We start from the raw sequence: 17,226 nt of genomic DNA on the forward strand, positions 1-17,226 counted from the left end.
TTTTACTATATGTTTTGATTTTAATCGTTTAGCTTCAATACAGCCATGAAAGCGGACTGTGGTACTTCTACTCTACCAATCTGTTTCATTTTCTTTTTACCTTCTTTCTGTTTCTCAAGAAGTTTTCTCTTTCTGGAAATATCTCCTCCGTAACATTTTGCGGTAACATCTTTTCTTAATGCTTTAATCGTTTCTCTTGCAATAACTTTCGCACCTAATGCTGCCTGAACTGCAATATCAAATTGCTGTCTAGGAATCAGTTCACGAAGTTTTTCACACATTTTCTTTCCGATATAATAAGCATTGCTATCATGAATTAATGAAGAAAGGGCATCTACCATATCTCCATTAATAAGAATATCCATCTTAACGAGCTTAGAAGAACGCATCCCGATTGGTGAATAGTCGAATGATGCATATCCTTTAGAAATTGATTTTAAACGATCGTAAAAGTCAAAAACAACCTCTGCCAAAGGCATGTTGAACGTTAATTCAACTCTGTCTGCTGTTAAATAACTTTGGTTGACAATCTCCCCTCTTTTCTCGATACACAATGTCATCACGGCACCCACGAAATCAGATTTAGTGATAATGGAAGCTTTTATATAAGGTTCTTCAACTCTGTCTAAAAGATTGGGATCAATCATTTCAGATGGGTTGTTGATTAAAATAGTGGTTTCAGGATCTTTTTTAGAATATCCATGGTAAGAAACGTTGGGAACCGTGGTAATAACGTTCATATTAAACTCTCTTTCAAGACGTTCCTGAACAATTTCCATGTGAAGCATTCCTAAGAATCCGCAACGGAAACCAAAACCAAGTGCCGCAGAACTTTCAGGTTCGAAAACCAAAGAAGCGTCATTTAGCCTTAATTTTTCCAGTGAAAATCTTAATTCTTCAAAATCCTCAGATTCAATTGGATAAATTCCGGCGAATACCATTGGTTTTACTTCTTCGAAACCATCAATCGCAGCATCAGCAGGATTCACAAAAGAGGTAATGGTATCACCCACTTTTACTTCTCTTGCATCTTTAATCCCTGAAATAATGTATCCTACATCTCCACATTCAATTGTTTTTTTCGGAACCTGCTTTAGTTTTAACGTTCCCACCTCATCAGCACCATATTCTTTTCCGGTAGCGAAAAATTTGATCTTTTCATTTTTAGAAATACTTCCGTTCACTACTTTGAAATAAGCCTCAATTCCTCTGAAAGGATTATATACAGAGTCAAAAATCAAAGCCTGAAGCGGAGCTTTAGGATCTCCAACCGGAGCCGGGATTCTGTTGACAATCTGCTCAAGCAAATCGTGAACACCTTCTCCTGTTTTCCCTGAAACTCTAAGAACATCTTCATACTTACATCCTAAAAGACCCATGATCTCATCGGTAACTTCTTCAGGATTTGCTGACGGAAGATCGATTTTATTAAGAATAGGAATGATCTCAAGATCATTTTCCAATGCCAAATAAAGATTACTAATAGTTTGTGCCTGAATACTTTGTGCAGCATCTACAATAAGAAGTGCCCCCTCACAAGCAGCGATAGAACGGGAAACTTCGTAAGAAAAATCTACGTGTCCCGGTGTATCAATCAGATTTAAAATATATTTTTCTCCTTTATATTCATAATCCATCTGGATCGCGTGAGATTTGATGGTAATCCCACGTTCTTTCTCCAAATCCATATCATCCAGCGTCTGAGACTGTAATTCTCTTTGGGTAACAGTATTGGTATATTCCAATAGTCGATCCGCCAAAGTACTTTTACCGTGGTCAATATGTGCGATTATGCAAAAATTTCGTATGTTTTTCATTTAAGAACTGTGTAATTTGCAAAGATAAGAAAATGCAGGATAATTTCATTTTAAATTTCATCCCTTAAAAGCGCACTTCATCCTTAATATTTAATTGAATAATAGAATTACAAAGCGAGACAAAACGATCTCTACTTTTGTGTTTTATTTAGCTTTACCAAAATTTTCCGGTAAAATGTAATTTCCTGTCAAAGGATCGAGATAAACCTCATACTCCGGAATTCCTCTCTTTTTTTTAGTAAAACTTGCATCAATTGCCACAGCAATCAAGCCACCTACCAGCCCACCCGCTGCTGTTCCGATGGCTATTGTATTAGAAGAGCCTTCCGGAAACAAATCTTCTTTTCTGGCTTCGATAAAAAGACCTTTTTCATTTTTAAAAATCTCAGTATAGCCCATAGGAATGACTTTATAAGGAATTCCATTATGAACAAAGGCATAGAAATTTCTCACTGGTTTTTTCTCATCCCCATTTACTGCTTTAGTCACAATTCCCTTGTCATTGGCCTGCAATGTAAATCCAGATTCTACATTGTTTGTAAAAAAATTATGAGAATCTTTATATACACCATCCTTTAAAGTTTCTGTTTTTAAAATATCGAGCTTGTCTTTTAATAAAACCTCATAATTGGCAAGCTCAGATTCTGATATACTAAATTCCCATGACATTTTCCTGTAAGAATCTTTAAGTAAGTCTGCACAGATAAGTGCAACCTTTTTCGCCAGGCTCTGTGCCATATATGGCGTTTCACGAGACGAAACCGTGGCTACCGTATCTTTTTTGAATAAAAAATGATACCCATCTTCTTTCTTAATAAAGGTACTGGCACGAAAATCAAGCTTTCCAATTTGGAATTTATCTTTTTTTTCTTCCGAAATATTAATTTTTTCAATTAAAAATACGAGATGTTCGCCACTACCAAGTTTGTTGTATTTAGTAAACCAATCTTTAATATCACCTGAGGCATTATTTTCAAATGCAATATTTACCTGATCTTTATGAAATTGCACTCCTCCAATTTCCGGAGACTCTCTTTGGTCTATTACTGTAAAACTACTGTATATATTTCTACTGTCTTTAATAGATTTCGACAGATTAATCGTTTCTGTTTTTTGAGCAATGACAAAGATTGAAGCTAAAAGAAAAAACAGTATTTTTTTCATTATTAAATTTTTGCAAAAATAAAGATTAGAGTTTTATAATTGTGTTAATTTCTAAAATTAAACGACTCTCACAAAACATTTCTGTGAGAGTCGTCCAACATTAAAAAAATAAACTATTATGGGTTTTGTTTGGGCCTTTCAGCACCACCATTTCCATTATGAGGTCTTCTTTCATTCATTTTATCCCTCATCATTCCCTCAGACTGGAATAGTTTCAAAACTTTCTGACAGGGTATTACCTGCTGCATTTTATCTGCATATTTTTTTCTGTTATCCAATAATTTTTGTCCTACCTCAAAACTCTGCTGCAGTTTGGCTTTAGCCTCTTCATCAGATAAGGTTTCAGGATTAAAATTAGAGTTAAACTGGCTTTTTATCTGTTTCTGGTTCTCCAGGTATTCGGTATATAAACTCGTAAATTCAGCTTTATCATTTGGATCGATATTCAGATTTTCCATTACCATATTATTCCGGAACTTGGTAAGAAGCACCTTTCTCTCTTCCGGAGAAAGATTATTGATTACCTCTTTCCGCTGTTTAGGGTCCATCTTTTTCCAGTCATATTCTGAACTCTGAATATTTTGCGCGTTTTGGGCATGCAGTCCAAAACCAGCAATAATAAAAAGCGTAAATAATAATTTTCTCATCTTTCCTTTAATTATATAAATCCAAATAAACGTCTTGAGTTGAGTTGCTTGCTAATTCTGAAATTTCAGAGTTAGAAAACGAATCCAAATATTCATTCACTTGCTTTTCTTCTTTTTTTGAAACAGCTTTTACCGGTGCTGCTTTTACTTTCTCTCCGCTCTGCTGTACATAAGAATCTGTTTTGGTCTCCTGAGTCTCAGAATTTTGATCATTACTATCAACAGAGATTACATCAGATTTCAACGTTTCATAAGCGATCTCGCTTTCTGTCTTTGGTTCGTTTTTATTTTCTGCATATACTCCTTGTGAATTTCCAACATCTGTGGCAGGATTATCATCAGAATTAAAAACAAAAGTTGCTCCAAAAATCAAAGCCAATGATGCCGCAGCTGCATATGCCCAATTCAATTTAAAAATTGGTGCTTTTCTGGCTGGCTTTACATCATGCATTACTCTATCCTGAATATTTTCAAATAAATGTTCAGGAACTTTGTAAATGTTTTTACGTTCTAGTTTCTCTATGTCGAACTCTTTCATTTTTGTTTGTTCAAAAATTATTTTTCGTAATTTTCTTTAATATATTCTTCTATTTTCTGCTTGGCATAATGATAATTGGTTTTTAAGGTCCCTACAGACATATCTACAATTTTTGATATTTCTTCGTAAGGCAAATCATCATAATACCGCATCATAAATACCAGTTTCTGTTTTTCAGGCAGGCTTTGTATGGCTTTCTGCAATAAAATCTGTATTTCTTCTGCATCTCCTTCTGTATTGTCGGCCACAAGATTCTGCATATAATATTCAGGATCTTCATCGGTCTTCTGCATTTTCTTCATCTTATTTACCTGCTGTAACGCTTCGTTGGTGGCGATTCTGTACAGCCAGGTATATAACTGGCTATCATTTTTGAATTGGTGAAAATTCTGATAAGCTTTTATAAAAGTGTCCTGCAGAGTGTCCTGAGCAAGATCTCCGTCCACAATAATTCTTCTTATGTGCCAATACAGTCTACTCTGATAAGCATCCATCAGGGCACGAACTCCTTTATCCTGAGTTCGTGGGTCTTGCATCAGCGTAATAATCTCCGCGTCCTTAATCTTCATAAGATGCTTTCACTGTTTTGGATTACAAAAATAGCAGAAAGTTAAATTACTTCTTCAATTTTTAGTCCAAATATCATAAAATCTTATCTTTGTTAGATGCAAATTGTAATTATCGGTTCCGGAAACGTCGCCTATCACCTGGCAAAAGCTTTTGTTCTGAAAAACATTCCTTTAGCTCAAATCTTTGGAAGGAATACAGAAAATCTGAAGAAAATTTCTGAAGAATTACATGTTCCCTATTCCACGGAGCAGTTGGAAGACGCAGATCTTTACCTTATTTGTGTAAGCGATCAATCGGTGGAAAGTGTTTCTCAAATGATTACTAAAAAAAACTGTCTGGTCGCCCATACTTCAGGTTCGCTTCCCAAAGAAATTTTAAGTGGTGACTACAGAAAAGCAAGCTTTTATCCATTACAGACTTTTTCAAAATCAAAAAATCTGGAGTATGAAAAGATCCCGTTTTTTATAGAAACTGAAACTGAAGAAGATAAAAAGTTTCTCTTTGACATCGCCTCCCGGATTTCAAAAAATGTGATGGAAAGCAGCCATGAAAAAAGAAAATATATTCATCTTACCGCTGTTTTTGCCTGTAATTTTGTGAATCATCTTTTTTCTAAAGCTAAAGAAATATCAGATTCCCAGGAAATTCCCTTTGACTATTTTCTGCCGTTAATTGACGAAACAGTTCAGAAAATCCATGAGATAGATCCTAAATCTGCACAAACCGGACCTGCGGTAAGGAATGACGTACGGGTATTGGAAATGCATGAGCAGCTATTAAAAGACGAAAGTCTTGCCATTTATAAAACAATGAATCACTCTATTAAAAAAATGTATGAGTTATAAAGAGAAATTAAAAGATATAAAAGCCTTTGTGTTTGATGTAGACGGAGTTTTTACCGATGGAAGCGTGTATCTTCTTCCGGGAGGGCATATGAGCAGAGTGATGAACGTGCTTGATGGATATGCCGTAGTAAAAGCCTTAAAAAATGAATATGTCATAGGTGTCATTACCGGTGGAAATGACGATATGGTGAAACACAGGGTCAATTATCTGGGTATTCAAGATTATTATCCGAAGTCTCACAATAAAATGACTGATTTTGAAGATTTTAAAAAGAAATACAATCTGAAGAATGAAGAAATTCTTACCATGGGTGATGATCTTCCGGATATCCGGATCATGGAAAGTTCAGCAATCGCTGCGTGTCCGGAAAATGCCGTTCCGGAAGTAAAAGGCATCGCGGATTACATTTCTCCTGCAAAAGGCGGAAGCGGTGCGGTGCGTGACGTTATTGAACAGGTCATGAAAGTTCAGGGAAACTGGCACGAAGACAGCACCCAATCTATTTAATTCATTGATTATGAAAATACTTTTAGCATCACAGTCTCCCAGAAGAAAGGAATTGTTATTCAGTTTAGGTTTCGATTTTGAAGTGGTAAAAATTGACTGTGAAGAGATCCTTCCGGAACATATAGAAATAAAAAATGCCGCAGCTTATCTTTCTGAATTAAAAGCAGATACGTTTAAAAATCTTACAGAAGATGAAGTTCTGATCACCGCAGATACGATTGTTGCCATTAACGACACTATTCTTGGGAAGCCTAAAGATGCAGCCGACGCCCGAAAAATGCTTCAGGAACTTTCAGGAAAAACCCATCAGGTGTATACCGGAATTACGATAAAAACGCCTTCTAAAACGATTACTGAAACTGATGTGGCGGATGTAGAACTTGAAATTCTTTCTGATGATGAAATAGAGTATTACATTCAGAATTATAAGCCTTTTGATAAAGCAGGAAGCTATGGGATCCAGGAGTGGCTGGGTATGGCGAAAATTAAAAAACTCTCAGGAAGCTTTTACACGATAATGGGGCTTCCTACCCATCTTGTCTATAAAATTTTGAAAGAAATATAAATTTTTCCCACATAAAATTTTATTATTTTTACAAAATCATCAAACAGCTTTATAATAAAAAGTATATTAGCGAGTTATATTGAATAATGAAAAAGAATATTTTATTCCTTTTAGCAGCATGTATCATTGTTTCCTGTACAACGAAGCCCAAAAAGCCGGAACAACGATCAAAGTTCATGAAAGGATTTTCCACATACTACAATACCCTATTTAATGCAAAAGACGCATTGAACAGTGAGTTTACGAGCAGAGATAAAGGACATAAGGATAATTTTTATGCTCCATATATTCCTATTCTTACCTATGAAGATCAGCCTTTGGGAAGCGATCTGGGCCAGTCTCCAACCTTTGCAGAGAACTCAATGAAAATGGCGGAAGTAAGCAGAGGACCTTCATCGGGAAGAACCAATCCTGGGATGCCTCCGGGAATGCCGGGAAATCAGGGTGGCGGAGTACCGGGAATGCCTGATGATGCCAATCAAAGTAAAGGGGCAACCACTTTAGAAATTGCTGAAGCTAAGGCTTTAAAAGCCATCAATAAATATTCTGTTATTAAAGGCGGTGAAGAAAAAAATAAACAGATCTTTGAAGCCTACATGATTCTTGTACAATCCAGAATTTACCAGAACAAATCCCTGGAAGCATTAGATGGTCTGAATTATGTTTTCACTCACATGAAAGATGATAAAAGGCTTCCACTGGCAAGGATTTATCAAGGTCTGGCCTATGATCAGCTTAAAGATTATCATAAAGCTCATGAGGCTTTTGCTAAGCTAAAAGGTGAGGATATCAATAAAAACTATGCAAAACTGCTAAGCATTTATTATTCTGAATCTCTTTTGGATGCCGGTAAAAAGGAAGAAGCGGCAAAAGAACTTGACAGAGCGTTTGAGCTGAATTCCAACAGGAAATTAAAAAGCAGAATTGCTTATCTGAAAGGACAGGTTCTCGAGAATCTTGGACAAAATGAGAAAGCAAGAGAAAGCTTTATGGCTGCCTACAAATATGCCAATGATTTTGAATTTGAAGTAAAATCCCAAATTGCAATTGCCAAAACCTATAATGGGAAAGGTGATTATGCGGGAGCTAAAAATTACCTTGAAGGAATAAGTAAGAAAGGAACGTATGCATCCAGAAAAAATGAATTCTATTATGCATTAGGCTTAATGGCCAATAAATCAGGGAAGAAAGAAGAAGCTCAGCAGTTTTTCAGAAAGTCTTTATTTGAAAAGGTTTCTGATCCTCAGGTTCGTGGTCTTGCCTATTATGAAATCGGAAAAGATTATCTGGAAAGAAACGACTATATCGGAGCTGGAAGCTATTATGATTCTGCTCTTGCCGTTATGACTTATGAGCCTTCTAAAGTTCTTTTACAGGATCAGTCCGGGAACATTAAGAAGATTTCCAAAAATTATTATCTGATCAAAAAGAACGACAGTATTCTTTCTCTGGCTAAAATGAGCGATGCCCAAAAGAATGATTTTTTTGCAAAACACATTGCAAAACTGAAGGTGAAAGAAGAGAAAGAAGAAATCGAGAGAAGACGTGCTGAAAGAAGCAAAGGCTTTGATACGGGAGATTATAATGCCAATTCGATGTTTGCCAACAATACAAATGCTTTCGAGGATTTTGGGGTAACAACTAAAGGTTTTTATTTCAACAATACCGGTACAGTAAGCAAAGGAACATCATCATTTAAGCAGACCTGGGGCGACAGAGCTCTTGCCGATAACTGGCGTTCTTCAAAAAAGATGAGTTCTATTGAAGATATGAAGAACGAGGCATTGGGAGTAACTTCAGCGCCTAATCCAAGACGTTTTGAACCTGCATTTTATATTGAGCAGATTCCTACGGATGCTTCAAAGCTATCTCAATTGAAAAAAGACAGAGATACCGCTTCATTAGGTCTAGGGGTAATGTATCAGAACTATTTTACGAATACTCCCCTTGCGACAAAAACATTGTATGACCTGGTAGACGCACAGCCTGAAGAAAAAGTAATGCTGCAAGCCTTGTATGAGATTTTTTCTATGAACTATGAGAAAACTCCTCAGGCATCAGACCGTGCTAAACAAATTCTATTAAAAGATTATCCTTATACATCATATGCAGAGTTTGCAAGGAATCCGAAGAACAATTCATTCGTGAAATCTTCTGAAGATGTAGAAAACGAATATAAAAAAGCATATGCTTTATTTGAATCTGAGAAGTTTGGAGAAAGCCGGGATATTATAGACCAGGCCCTTCTAAAGTATCCTAAGGATGCGCTTGTTCCTAAATTATATCTTTTAAATGCCTTTAATGCAGGAAAGGCCAGCGGAAAAGAAGTTATGATCCTACAGTTGGAACAGGTGGTATTGAATTATGCCAAAACACCTGAAGGCGTCAAAGCCAAAGAAATGCTGAATTACCTGAAAAGTGATCTGAGCTTTCAGCCTACGGATAACAAGGGAAATGGTATCCCTCAGAATCCAGGAGTCCCTAATCAGCCTAATAATCAAAACAATATGCTGCAGAACCCGGGAACTTCAGCTACTGATGTTCAGCCGCAGCAGCCTCCTATGAGTCCCAATCAGCAGAAGCTCAATAATAAGCTGCAGCAACAGCTGAAAAGGGCCAATGACAATAAATCTACTTCAACGGTTCCTGCGAAGCCTCAATAAAATAAAAAAGCGAAGATCTAATCTTCGCTTTTCTTTTTCTTTACTCCATGGAAATCTTTTAAATAAAAAGGTTCGAAATATGCAATATCTTCAAAATCTTTCTCCTCTATCTTCTTGAGCGTATTTTTAATTAAGTATTGTGCTGAAGGATAAATCTTTTCATTGTATTCAGCATGGGGAAGCTGGATGATTTCTTTTGTTTTAGCGGCTCCATCTCCTACAAACAAGACTTTTTTATCTTTCAATTCTTCAAAAGAATGTTCGTCCAAAACTTTGGCTTCGGTTGGAACAACTTCTTTCCCAGTTTCACCGTCATAAACAGCCGTATAGACCTCCATTCTCCTCGCATCTATTAATGGGACTATATAATCGTAGTTCTGTCCTAAAAAGGGCTCTATCATACTCTCCATGGAATTAATCGCTACTAATGGAACTTTAAGCCCATAGCAGAACCCTTTAGCAGAAGATGCACCGATTCTTAATCCGGTATAAGATCCGGGTCCTTTTCCCAGGGAAACAGCCTCGATTTCCTTGATCGAAATCCCGGCGCCTTCCAACGCCCATTCTACAAAAGAATGAAGACTTTCAGACTGCTTGTAATTTTCAGATACTTCTTCGCAAACGCACAGCAGATTTTCATCATCAGAAATAGCTACTGAACAGTTTTTTGAAGAGGTTTCAATATATAAAATTTTCATTTTGATATCACATTTTAATGACGCGGTATGCCACTTCTACCCTACCGCAGATCTTTCCTGCAAATTTATGGCTTTATTTCTATACTACTTCCTGTAAATTGTTCTCGGCTCACTCTGAGCACTTGGATAGATCGTCATATCTGACACCATGACGTGTTTAGGCGCATTAACGCAATAGGCAATGGCATCTGCGATATCTTCAGCTTTTAAAGCTGCATATCCTGCATACACTGCAGAAGCTTTCTCGCTGTTTCCTTTGAATCTTACCAAGGAAAAATCTGTTTCTACTGCACCGGGCTGGATATTGGTTACTTTTATTCCAAATTCTGTAAGCTCCAGGCGCATTCCATCTGAGATTACATCTACCGCTTTTTTGGTAGCACAGTACACTACTCCATTCGCGTAAGTTTGTCTGGCCGCTACAGAACTGATATTCACAATGTGTCCGGAGTTTCTTTCTTTCATTCCGGGAATGATCATTTTGGAGACGTATAAAAGCCCTTTCACATTTCCGTCAATCATAGAATCCCAGTCTTCTGTTTTACCTGCAGAAAGCGGATCTAAACCATGGGCATTTCCGGCATTATTGATTAATACATCTATATTTCTCCATTCTTCCGGAAGAGAGCTTATTGCTTCCTCTACTTCTTTAAGTATACTGATATCAAATTTTAAACTAAACATTTCGGTATATTGAGAAAGTTCAGATTGTAATGATTCCAGTGCTTCCGTTCTTCTTCCGCAAATGATCATTCTGTTTCCCTGTTTGGCCAATAGCTCTGCAGTGGATTTTCCTATTCCGGAAGTCGCTCCGGTGATGAGTATTGTTTTCATTTTTATCTTTTTATATTTGTTTATACCAGATTTCTTTTTTTTCATCATATAAGTATATATTCCAAATTCCACCCACGGAATTAACATCAGCAGTACCCAGATGATGAGAGACACTTTGATGAGCGTCCTAAATTGTGATTTTAAAATATAGAGAAACAGATGCTGGATTTTCTCAATAATAGAATGTTCCATATGCTCAACATCCAACCTGGTAAGTTCACCTGCAAGTGTATCAAATTCATGGTAAGAAATGCTTTCTGAAACATGAGTCCCTGGAATTGCATTCAACATTCCATATATGACCAAGGTATGAATCTTATCTCCATATCTGTCCACAAACATTTTGGCAAGCCAATTTTTAGGGCTGTTAACTGCTTTATATTTCAGGTCATAAGCTTTTACGATGTCAACGATTTCCACTTTAGCCTTGGCGTTATCACTGCTTAATTCTGAAACGATAGATTTCAGATCGGAAATAAATACTGCTTTGGAAGTATCATCTTTAAATATATAATAGGAACTTGTCTGGTAAACCTGTTTGGAAATAGGGTAGCTGTCTTTCTTTACTGCCTCATAAACTCCCCAAAACAATCCGATCTTTAGAGAGAAGATCATCGTGATGATGAAAACAGCAGGAATATAAAGTTTAACGAAAAAGTTATAGTGTCTATACTGGCGGGAAATGACATTACATCTTTTAAAAACTAAAATTTTAGTTATTGAGAATGCCAGCCCTATAAAAAGACAGATGGCAGTATAGGCAACTATTTTTAACGGATAGTTTTTAATGACGTCCAGCAGGAGAGTGTAGAGGATATTCCAGTCTATTTTCTGCATGATCAGTTAGCATCAATCGCTTCAAAGGCGTCAATAATATGTTCAATTGTTAATTTCCCTTTTTCATCAGGGAGAACGGAAATGATATCAAACCTTACTTCGGCATCTTTACTGAATTCTTCCAGATAATGGTTGGCAGCAGAAACAATCAGTCTGATCTTATTTTTAGTGACAGATTCCTGCGGCAGCAAGAAAATATCTGTAGACCTTGCCTTCACTTCTGTGATGATAATAAGATCATCTTTCTCAGCAATAATATCGATTTCAGCCTTCAGAAACCTGAAATTTCTCGTCAGGATTTTGTAGCCCTTTTTCTGCAAATATTCTACAGCGAGATCTTCTGCTTTTTTCCCGAAATCATTATGGGTAGCCATTGATTCTTGATTAAAGATTATCTAGGATTTTAGAAACTCAATTTTAACATTTGTTCCGACTTTCATCTTTACATTTCCTCCAACGATCAAGGGTCTGTTATCCTTAATATGTCCATTGGGGAATCCAAATGCAGTAGGAAAGGTGCACCTGGAAATTCTTTCAGAAATGAGCTGGTAGGCAAATTCATCGAAACTTTCTTCGTATTGCTTATTCTCCTTTTCATCACCCATATTCGTCATTCCACCGACAATCAATCCTGAAATTTTATGGAAAACTCCGGCTAATTCCAAACTCATAATCATTCGATCCAGGGCATAGAAATTTTCTCCGATGTCTTCAATAAATAAAATTTTATCCTTAAAATCAAAAGAATATTGAGTTCCCAGAAGGGCGTAAATCAGTGCCAGATTTCCTCCGACTAATTCGCCTTCAACAGAGCCTTTTTTATTAAATTGATGGGATAGTAGGCTATAACCTGGAACTTTCCCTTTTAGAATATCAAAAATACCATCATAACCTTCTTCCGTCACTCCAAAACTGGATGTCTTGATGGTCTGTCCATGAATGGAAACAAACCCTTTTTTCAGAAGGTAACTTTGGATCACTGTATTATCAGAATAACCAATATACCATTTCGGGTATTTTGTAAAGCCTTTTAAGGATAAATGCTGAATCAGATGCTGACAGCCGTAACCGCCTCTGGAAGCCCAAACGGCAGCAATTTCACTGTCATTTAAGGCCCAGTTTATATCCTGTATCCTTTCCGCTTCAGTCCCGGCATAATTGTATCCGTTGGAAAATTTAGAATATAAATGTTCACCTAAAACAGGTTCAAAGCCTCTGGCTTTGATCATTTCAATTCCTTTCTCCAGCTGGGAATTTTCTACTGAACCGGCAGGGGAGATGACTGCTATTTTATCTCCTTTTTTAAGGGATTTTGGAAAGATATTTTTTTTCATTGTGCCTTTAATGTGTCTTTTGATATTTTACTTCTTTCTTTTCTGCTTCTTCTAATTTTTTATCAAACTGATTGAATTTTTTAAAACTCTGCAGGAAGATAAAAAAGCTGAATATAATAAGAATTACTCCAACAACTCTTCGAATCTGATTGGCTAATTTCTGAGTAAGCTTGTAGTGAAATTGTTTGGCAAGGAAGATTTTTAACAGATCAATTCCCAAATAGGTACAGATTACCAACCCGATATACAGAATGAAATTATCGGTACCCGGATACTGGTTTCTCACAGAAATTACCGTGACCAGCCAAAAAAGGATAACTCCGACATTTAAAATATTAAAGAAAAAACCATTGATAAAAGTTTTAAAATAATTTTGTCCAATCATCTTTTCTTCACCGGGCATATGCATTTTGGTTTTTGTAACCATCATAACAATTCCATAGACAAAGATAAGGATGGAAGTAATCCTGTAAAAGCCAGGATGTTTATCAATGAGATTTACCAGATCAGCGCTCGCATAATAGGCGGCTATGATACATAATAAATCAGCGGTAATGACCCCTACATCTAAAGCTAAAGCATGTTTAGGACCTCTTGAGAAGCTGGTTTCAATTAATAAGAAGAATATAGGTCCTATAAAGACCAAGCTTAACATAAAGCCTAAAATAATAGCAGAAAGTACGAGTTCAAACATTCAATATTTGTTTCTATCCCAAATTTAAAAATTATATTTCTATTTGCAGATAAAATAGATGTTTTTTAGATTTTTAAAGGTCAATTCGGGGTATAATCAAAAAAAAGACTGCAGTAATTGCAGTCTTTAATTATATTTATTTACGTTTTAGTTAATCAACAATTTTAAAATCTAATTGCTTTTGAATTAAATTGGCTTTCACCACTTTGATCTGAACCTGATCTCCCAGCTGGTATTTCTTTCCTGTTCTGGAACCATACACAGCATGGGTAGCTTTCTCATACGTATAAGAATCATCTACTAGATCTCTCAGTTTGATTAATCCTTCCGCGCCGTTTTCAGGGATTTCTACCCAGAAACCAAACTCAGCAACTCCTGAAATTACGCCTGTGAACGTTTCACCAAGGTGTTTTTCCATGAATTTCACCTGCATAAACTTGATAGAATCTCTTTCTGCATCCGCTGCCAGCCTTTCTCTTGCACTGCAGTGTTTAGCTTTAGTTTCCAGTTCTTCTCTGCTAGGCGATTTTCCACCGTCCAGATAATGCTGTAACAACCTGTGAGCAAGTAAATCCGGGTAACGACGGATAGGAGAGGTAAAGTGAGAATAGTAGTCGAATCCCAGTCCATAGTGACCAATCGGTTCTGTAGAATAGACAGCTTTGCTCATACTTCGCATAGCAAGCGTTTCGATCATATTTTCCTCGCCTTTTCCTTTTACATCATGAAGAAGGTTATTTAAAGATTCAGCGACTTTTTTGGTGTTCGCAAGGTCCATTTTATATCCGAAAGTAGATACAAAATCCCTTAAAGCTTCCAATTTAGCCAGATCCGGATCGTCGTGGACTCTATATATAAAGGTATTATTAGTAGGAGATCCTTTTTTTGCTAAAGAAACAAATTCCGACACTTTTTTATTAGCCAGCAACATGAATTCTTCAATCAGATGGTTAGAATCTTTGCTTACTTTAAAGTAAACTCCAATAGGCTGATTATCTTCATTAAGATTGAATCTTACTTCACTTCTGTCAAAAGTAATTGCTCCGTTATTAATCCTTTCCTGACGCATAATTTTCGCCAGTCTGTCTAACGTTAAAATTTCCTCTGTAAGATCTCCTTCCTTTGTTTCAATTCTTTCCTGCGCTTCTTCATAAGAGAATCTTCTGTCTGAGTGAATCACAGTTCTTCCAAACCATTGTTTCTCCACTTCAGCGTTATCATTCATTTCAAAAACAGCAGAAAAAGTGAATTTATCTTCATTTGGACGCAGTGAACATACATCATTACTTAATACTTCCGGCAGCATTGGGACAACCCTGTCTACCAGATATACTGAAGTAGCTCTTTCATAAGCTTCATCGTCCAGCATTGTTCCCGGAACCACATAATGAGAAACATCGGCAATATGCACTCCAATTTCCCAGTTTCCGTTTTCTAGTTTCTGAATGGATAGGGCATCATCGAAATCCTTTGCATCTTTAGGGTCAATGGTAAAGGTACAGATACCACGCATATCTCTGCGTTTTGCCACCTCTTCGTCCGTAATTCTTCTGTCGATCTTATCTGCATCTCTTTCCACTTCCTCAGGAAATTCATACGGAAGGCCATATTCGGCAAGGATAGAGTGGATTTCAGTTTCATGTTCTCCGGGAGCTCCTAAAACCTGAATGATTTCTCCTTCAGGATTTTTATCTCCCGGTTTCCAGCCTGTCATTTTCACGACCACTTTATTCCCGTTTTCCGCATTGTTGAATTTTGTTTTTGGAATAAAAATATCTGTATTAATAGATTTTTTATCACACACAACAAACCCGAAATCTTTATGAGGCACTACCTGAAAAGTTCCTACAAATTCAGTTCTTGTTCTTTCCAATACTTCCACCACGGAGCCTTCCAGTTTTTTTCCTTTGAAATTGTACGTTACAATGAGAACTTTATCACCTTGCAATGCATCTTTCACATTCTTGGAATGAACAAAGATATCATCAGCGATTCCTTCTACTTTCACGTAAGCATTTCCTGACTGGTTAAAATCGATCACTCCGGTTAATGTTCCCTCAACTTTTAAGTTCACAATATATTTCCCTTTTTCAACTTCTGATATTTTTTCAGAAGCCTGAAGTTTATGTAATGCCTGAACAACGAGTTCACGTTGTCTGGGATTTTTATATTCTATCCCGTCTGAAATTTGTTTATAGTTATAGATCTTCGTCGAGTTTTCGTTCATAAAACGTACGATCAGTCTTCCGATCTCCATTAATTTATGATCGTTCTTTTGACTTATATATTTTCTTTTTTTTGGCATGTTTAATTTATTTTTTATTCTCGGTTGCACTCCGCCATGGGCGAACCTATTTAAAAACTAAAAAATTAGTTAATATTATTAATCTAAGTTTTTAGTTGTATAATGCTACTTTATCTTTAATTCTAATACATCAACTTTGCTTCCAATTTTTCACAATGGGAGTTTTAGTTTCGTATAAATTTAATACAATTATGGAGAAGAGGGGAGAAAACCTTCTATTAAATATCTATTAAATACTAAATAAGGTTGAGAGAGAATGATAGAACCTGTATGTATTTTACGGTGCAAAGATAAGAATTATTTTTAATATCAATAATAGGATTTGATTTTCAATGCTTTATACCTTTTGTTAAATTGCTTTTACCACATTAAAGTAGGGCTCATCTGCATCAATTATTTACAGAATATACTTGTAAAACACCGCATCGGCTCTTCCGACGAATGATGGGGTCTTTATAGCGGTCGTAAGACCTCATACAACCATATCTATAACAATAATAAAAAGCTCCGACATATACGACATATAAGTCGGAGCTTCAGTATATCTAGCAATAAGCAATTTTATCTACTCTGTTCTGATGACGGCCACCTTCAAAGTCGGTTGAAAGGAATTTTTTCACAATATCAATAGCTACTTCTTTTGAAACAAAGCGGGCAGGAATGGATATCATATTCGCATCATTATGCTGTCTTGCCAGCGATGCAATCTCCGGCATCCAGCAAAGAGCACAACGAATCTGCTGATGCTTGTTCGCTGTAATCTGTACGCCGTTTCCGCTTCCACAGATCAATATTCCCAATTCATTCTCTCCATTCTCTACTGACGTTGCAGCGGGGTGTACAAAGTCAGGATAATCCACACTGTCTGTGGAAAACGTTCCAAAATCCTGAATATCAAACTGTTCAGAGAAAAAGTTCTTAACAATCTCTTTATATTCATACCCTGCATGGTCTGCAGCGATAGCAATTTTTCTTTTCATAATGCTTGTATTACGTCTATTAAAGATTTATTTCCTTACAAAGTTAGTAATTATAACAAACACTGTTAGTCTTTCGGGGGTAAATTGTTAATAGCTTTGTGAATAACTGTGGAAAACTTCTAACAACTTATTGTTTCATAATCCGTCGAAAATGAGTATTGAAAGCAGCCTCCTAATTTTTACTCCACAACTTTCAAAAACTTTTTTCAGAGTAATCCTTATCTTTT

At 36.4% G+C, this 17,226-nt stretch carries 16 protein-coding genes; 4 read left to right on the forward strand and 12 right to left on the reverse strand.

Translation table 11 applies throughout. From position 1 onward, the window contains the following. Window positions 1–20 precede the first annotated feature (20 nt). The 5 genes from lepA to SB679_RS07250 all read right to left on the reverse strand — a co-directional run bounded on the left by lepA (window position 21) and on the right by SB679_RS07250 (window position 4,735). The gene (gene lepA / locus SB679_RS07230) at window positions 21–1,817 is read right to left on the reverse strand and encodes a translation elongation factor 4 (protein WP_410701593.1); all 1,797 of its coding nucleotides are present in this window, start codon (window positions 1,815–1,817) and stop codon (window positions 21–23) included. 144 nt (window positions 1,818–1,961) lie between these two features. Next, window positions 1,962–2,981, reverse strand: a complete 1,020-nt coding sequence (locus SB679_RS07235) for a hypothetical protein (RefSeq protein ID WP_410701594.1) — start codon at window positions 2,979–2,981, stop codon at window positions 1,962–1,964. Between the two features lie 116 nt (window positions 2,982–3,097). Beyond that, window positions 3,098–3,628 carry a hypothetical protein gene (locus SB679_RS07240; RefSeq protein ID WP_410701595.1) on the reverse strand — a complete coding sequence of 177 codons (531 nt, stop codon included), beginning with the start codon at window positions 3,626–3,628 and terminating at the stop codon, window positions 3,098–3,100. Between the two features lie 7 nt (window positions 3,629–3,635). Then, on the reverse strand, window positions 3,636–4,166 hold the full coding sequence (locus tag SB679_RS07245; RefSeq protein ID WP_410701596.1) for a hypothetical protein: 531 nt from the start codon (window positions 4,164–4,166) through the stop codon (window positions 3,636–3,638). 17 nt (window positions 4,167–4,183) lie between these two features. Continuing rightward, complete coding sequence (locus SB679_RS07250; RefSeq protein WP_034708997.1) at window positions 4,184–4,735, reverse strand: RNA polymerase sigma factor; 552 nt, start codon at window positions 4,733–4,735, stop codon at window positions 4,184–4,186. Window positions 4,736–4,831: 96 nt separating this feature from the next. Here SB679_RS07250 and SB679_RS07255 point away from each other — a divergent pair, with 96 nt between their 5' ends. The 4 genes from SB679_RS07255 to SB679_RS07270 all read left to right on the forward strand — a co-directional run bounded on the left by SB679_RS07255 (window position 4,832) and on the right by SB679_RS07270 (window position 9,317). Then, window positions 4,832–5,581 (forward strand): Rossmann-like and DUF2520 domain-containing protein, encoded by a 750-nt coding sequence (locus SB679_RS07255; protein WP_410701597.1) that lies wholly within the window; start codon window positions 4,832–4,834, stop codon window positions 5,579–5,581. Next, window positions 5,571–6,089: a KdsC family phosphatase gene (locus SB679_RS07260; protein ID WP_410701598.1), complete on the forward strand. Its 519-nt coding sequence runs from the start codon at window positions 5,571–5,573 to the stop codon at window positions 6,087–6,089. Before SB679_RS07255 ends, SB679_RS07260 begins: the two co-directional genes overlap by 11 nt. A gap of 10 nt (window positions 6,090–6,099) precedes the next feature. Continuing rightward, window positions 6,100–6,654 (forward strand): Maf family protein, encoded by a 555-nt coding sequence (locus SB679_RS07265; protein ID WP_410701599.1) that lies wholly within the window; start codon window positions 6,100–6,102, stop codon window positions 6,652–6,654. Between the two features lie 86 nt (window positions 6,655–6,740). Further along, window positions 6,741–9,317 (forward strand): tetratricopeptide repeat protein, encoded by a 2,577-nt coding sequence (locus tag SB679_RS07270; RefSeq protein WP_410701600.1) that lies wholly within the window; start codon window positions 6,741–6,743, stop codon window positions 9,315–9,317. A 17-nt stretch (window positions 9,318–9,334) separates the two neighbouring features. Here the strand turns inward: SB679_RS07270 and tsaB are convergent, their stop codons facing one another. The 7 genes from tsaB to rpiB form a co-directional block, all read right to left on the reverse strand. Beyond that, entirely contained in the window at window positions 9,335–10,015 is a 681-nt protein-coding gene (gene tsaB / locus SB679_RS07275; protein WP_410701601.1) for a tRNA (adenosine(37)-N6)-threonylcarbamoyltransferase complex dimerization subunit type 1 TsaB, read from the reverse strand. Window positions 10,016–10,099: 84 nt separating this feature from the next. Beyond that, a complete protein-coding gene (locus SB679_RS07280; protein ID WP_410701697.1) occupies window positions 10,100–10,849 on the reverse strand; it encodes an SDR family NAD(P)-dependent oxidoreductase in 750 nt (249 codons plus the stop codon). A gap of 839 nt (window positions 10,850–11,688) precedes the next feature. Next, window positions 11,689–12,060: a YraN family protein gene (locus SB679_RS07285; protein ID WP_410701602.1), complete on the reverse strand. Its 372-nt coding sequence runs from the start codon at window positions 12,058–12,060 to the stop codon at window positions 11,689–11,691. 21 nt (window positions 12,061–12,081) lie between these two features. After that, window positions 12,082–13,020 carry an LD-carboxypeptidase gene (locus tag SB679_RS07290; protein ID WP_410701603.1) on the reverse strand — a complete coding sequence of 313 codons (939 nt, stop codon included), beginning with the start codon at window positions 13,018–13,020 and terminating at the stop codon, window positions 12,082–12,084. A 7-nt stretch (window positions 13,021–13,027) separates the two neighbouring features. Beyond that, window positions 13,028–13,714, reverse strand: a complete 687-nt coding sequence (locus tag SB679_RS07295) for a LysE family translocator (RefSeq protein ID WP_410701604.1) — start codon at window positions 13,712–13,714, stop codon at window positions 13,028–13,030. Between the two features lie 151 nt (window positions 13,715–13,865). Then, the gene (gene rnr, locus SB679_RS07300) at window positions 13,866–16,019 is read right to left on the reverse strand and encodes a ribonuclease R (RefSeq protein ID WP_410701605.1); all 2,154 of its coding nucleotides are present in this window, start codon (window positions 16,017–16,019) and stop codon (window positions 13,866–13,868) included. A gap of 545 nt (window positions 16,020–16,564) precedes the next feature. Continuing rightward, window positions 16,565–16,999 (reverse strand): ribose 5-phosphate isomerase B, encoded by a 435-nt coding sequence (gene rpiB / locus SB679_RS07305; RefSeq protein WP_410701606.1) that lies wholly within the window; start codon window positions 16,997–16,999, stop codon window positions 16,565–16,567. Window positions 17,000–17,226 lie beyond the last annotated feature (227 nt).

The sequence above is a fragment of the Chryseobacterium sp. SIMBA_029 genome (assembly GCF_046535275.1).
Taxonomy (GTDB): Bacteria; Bacteroidota; Bacteroidia; order Flavobacteriales; family Weeksellaceae; genus Chryseobacterium.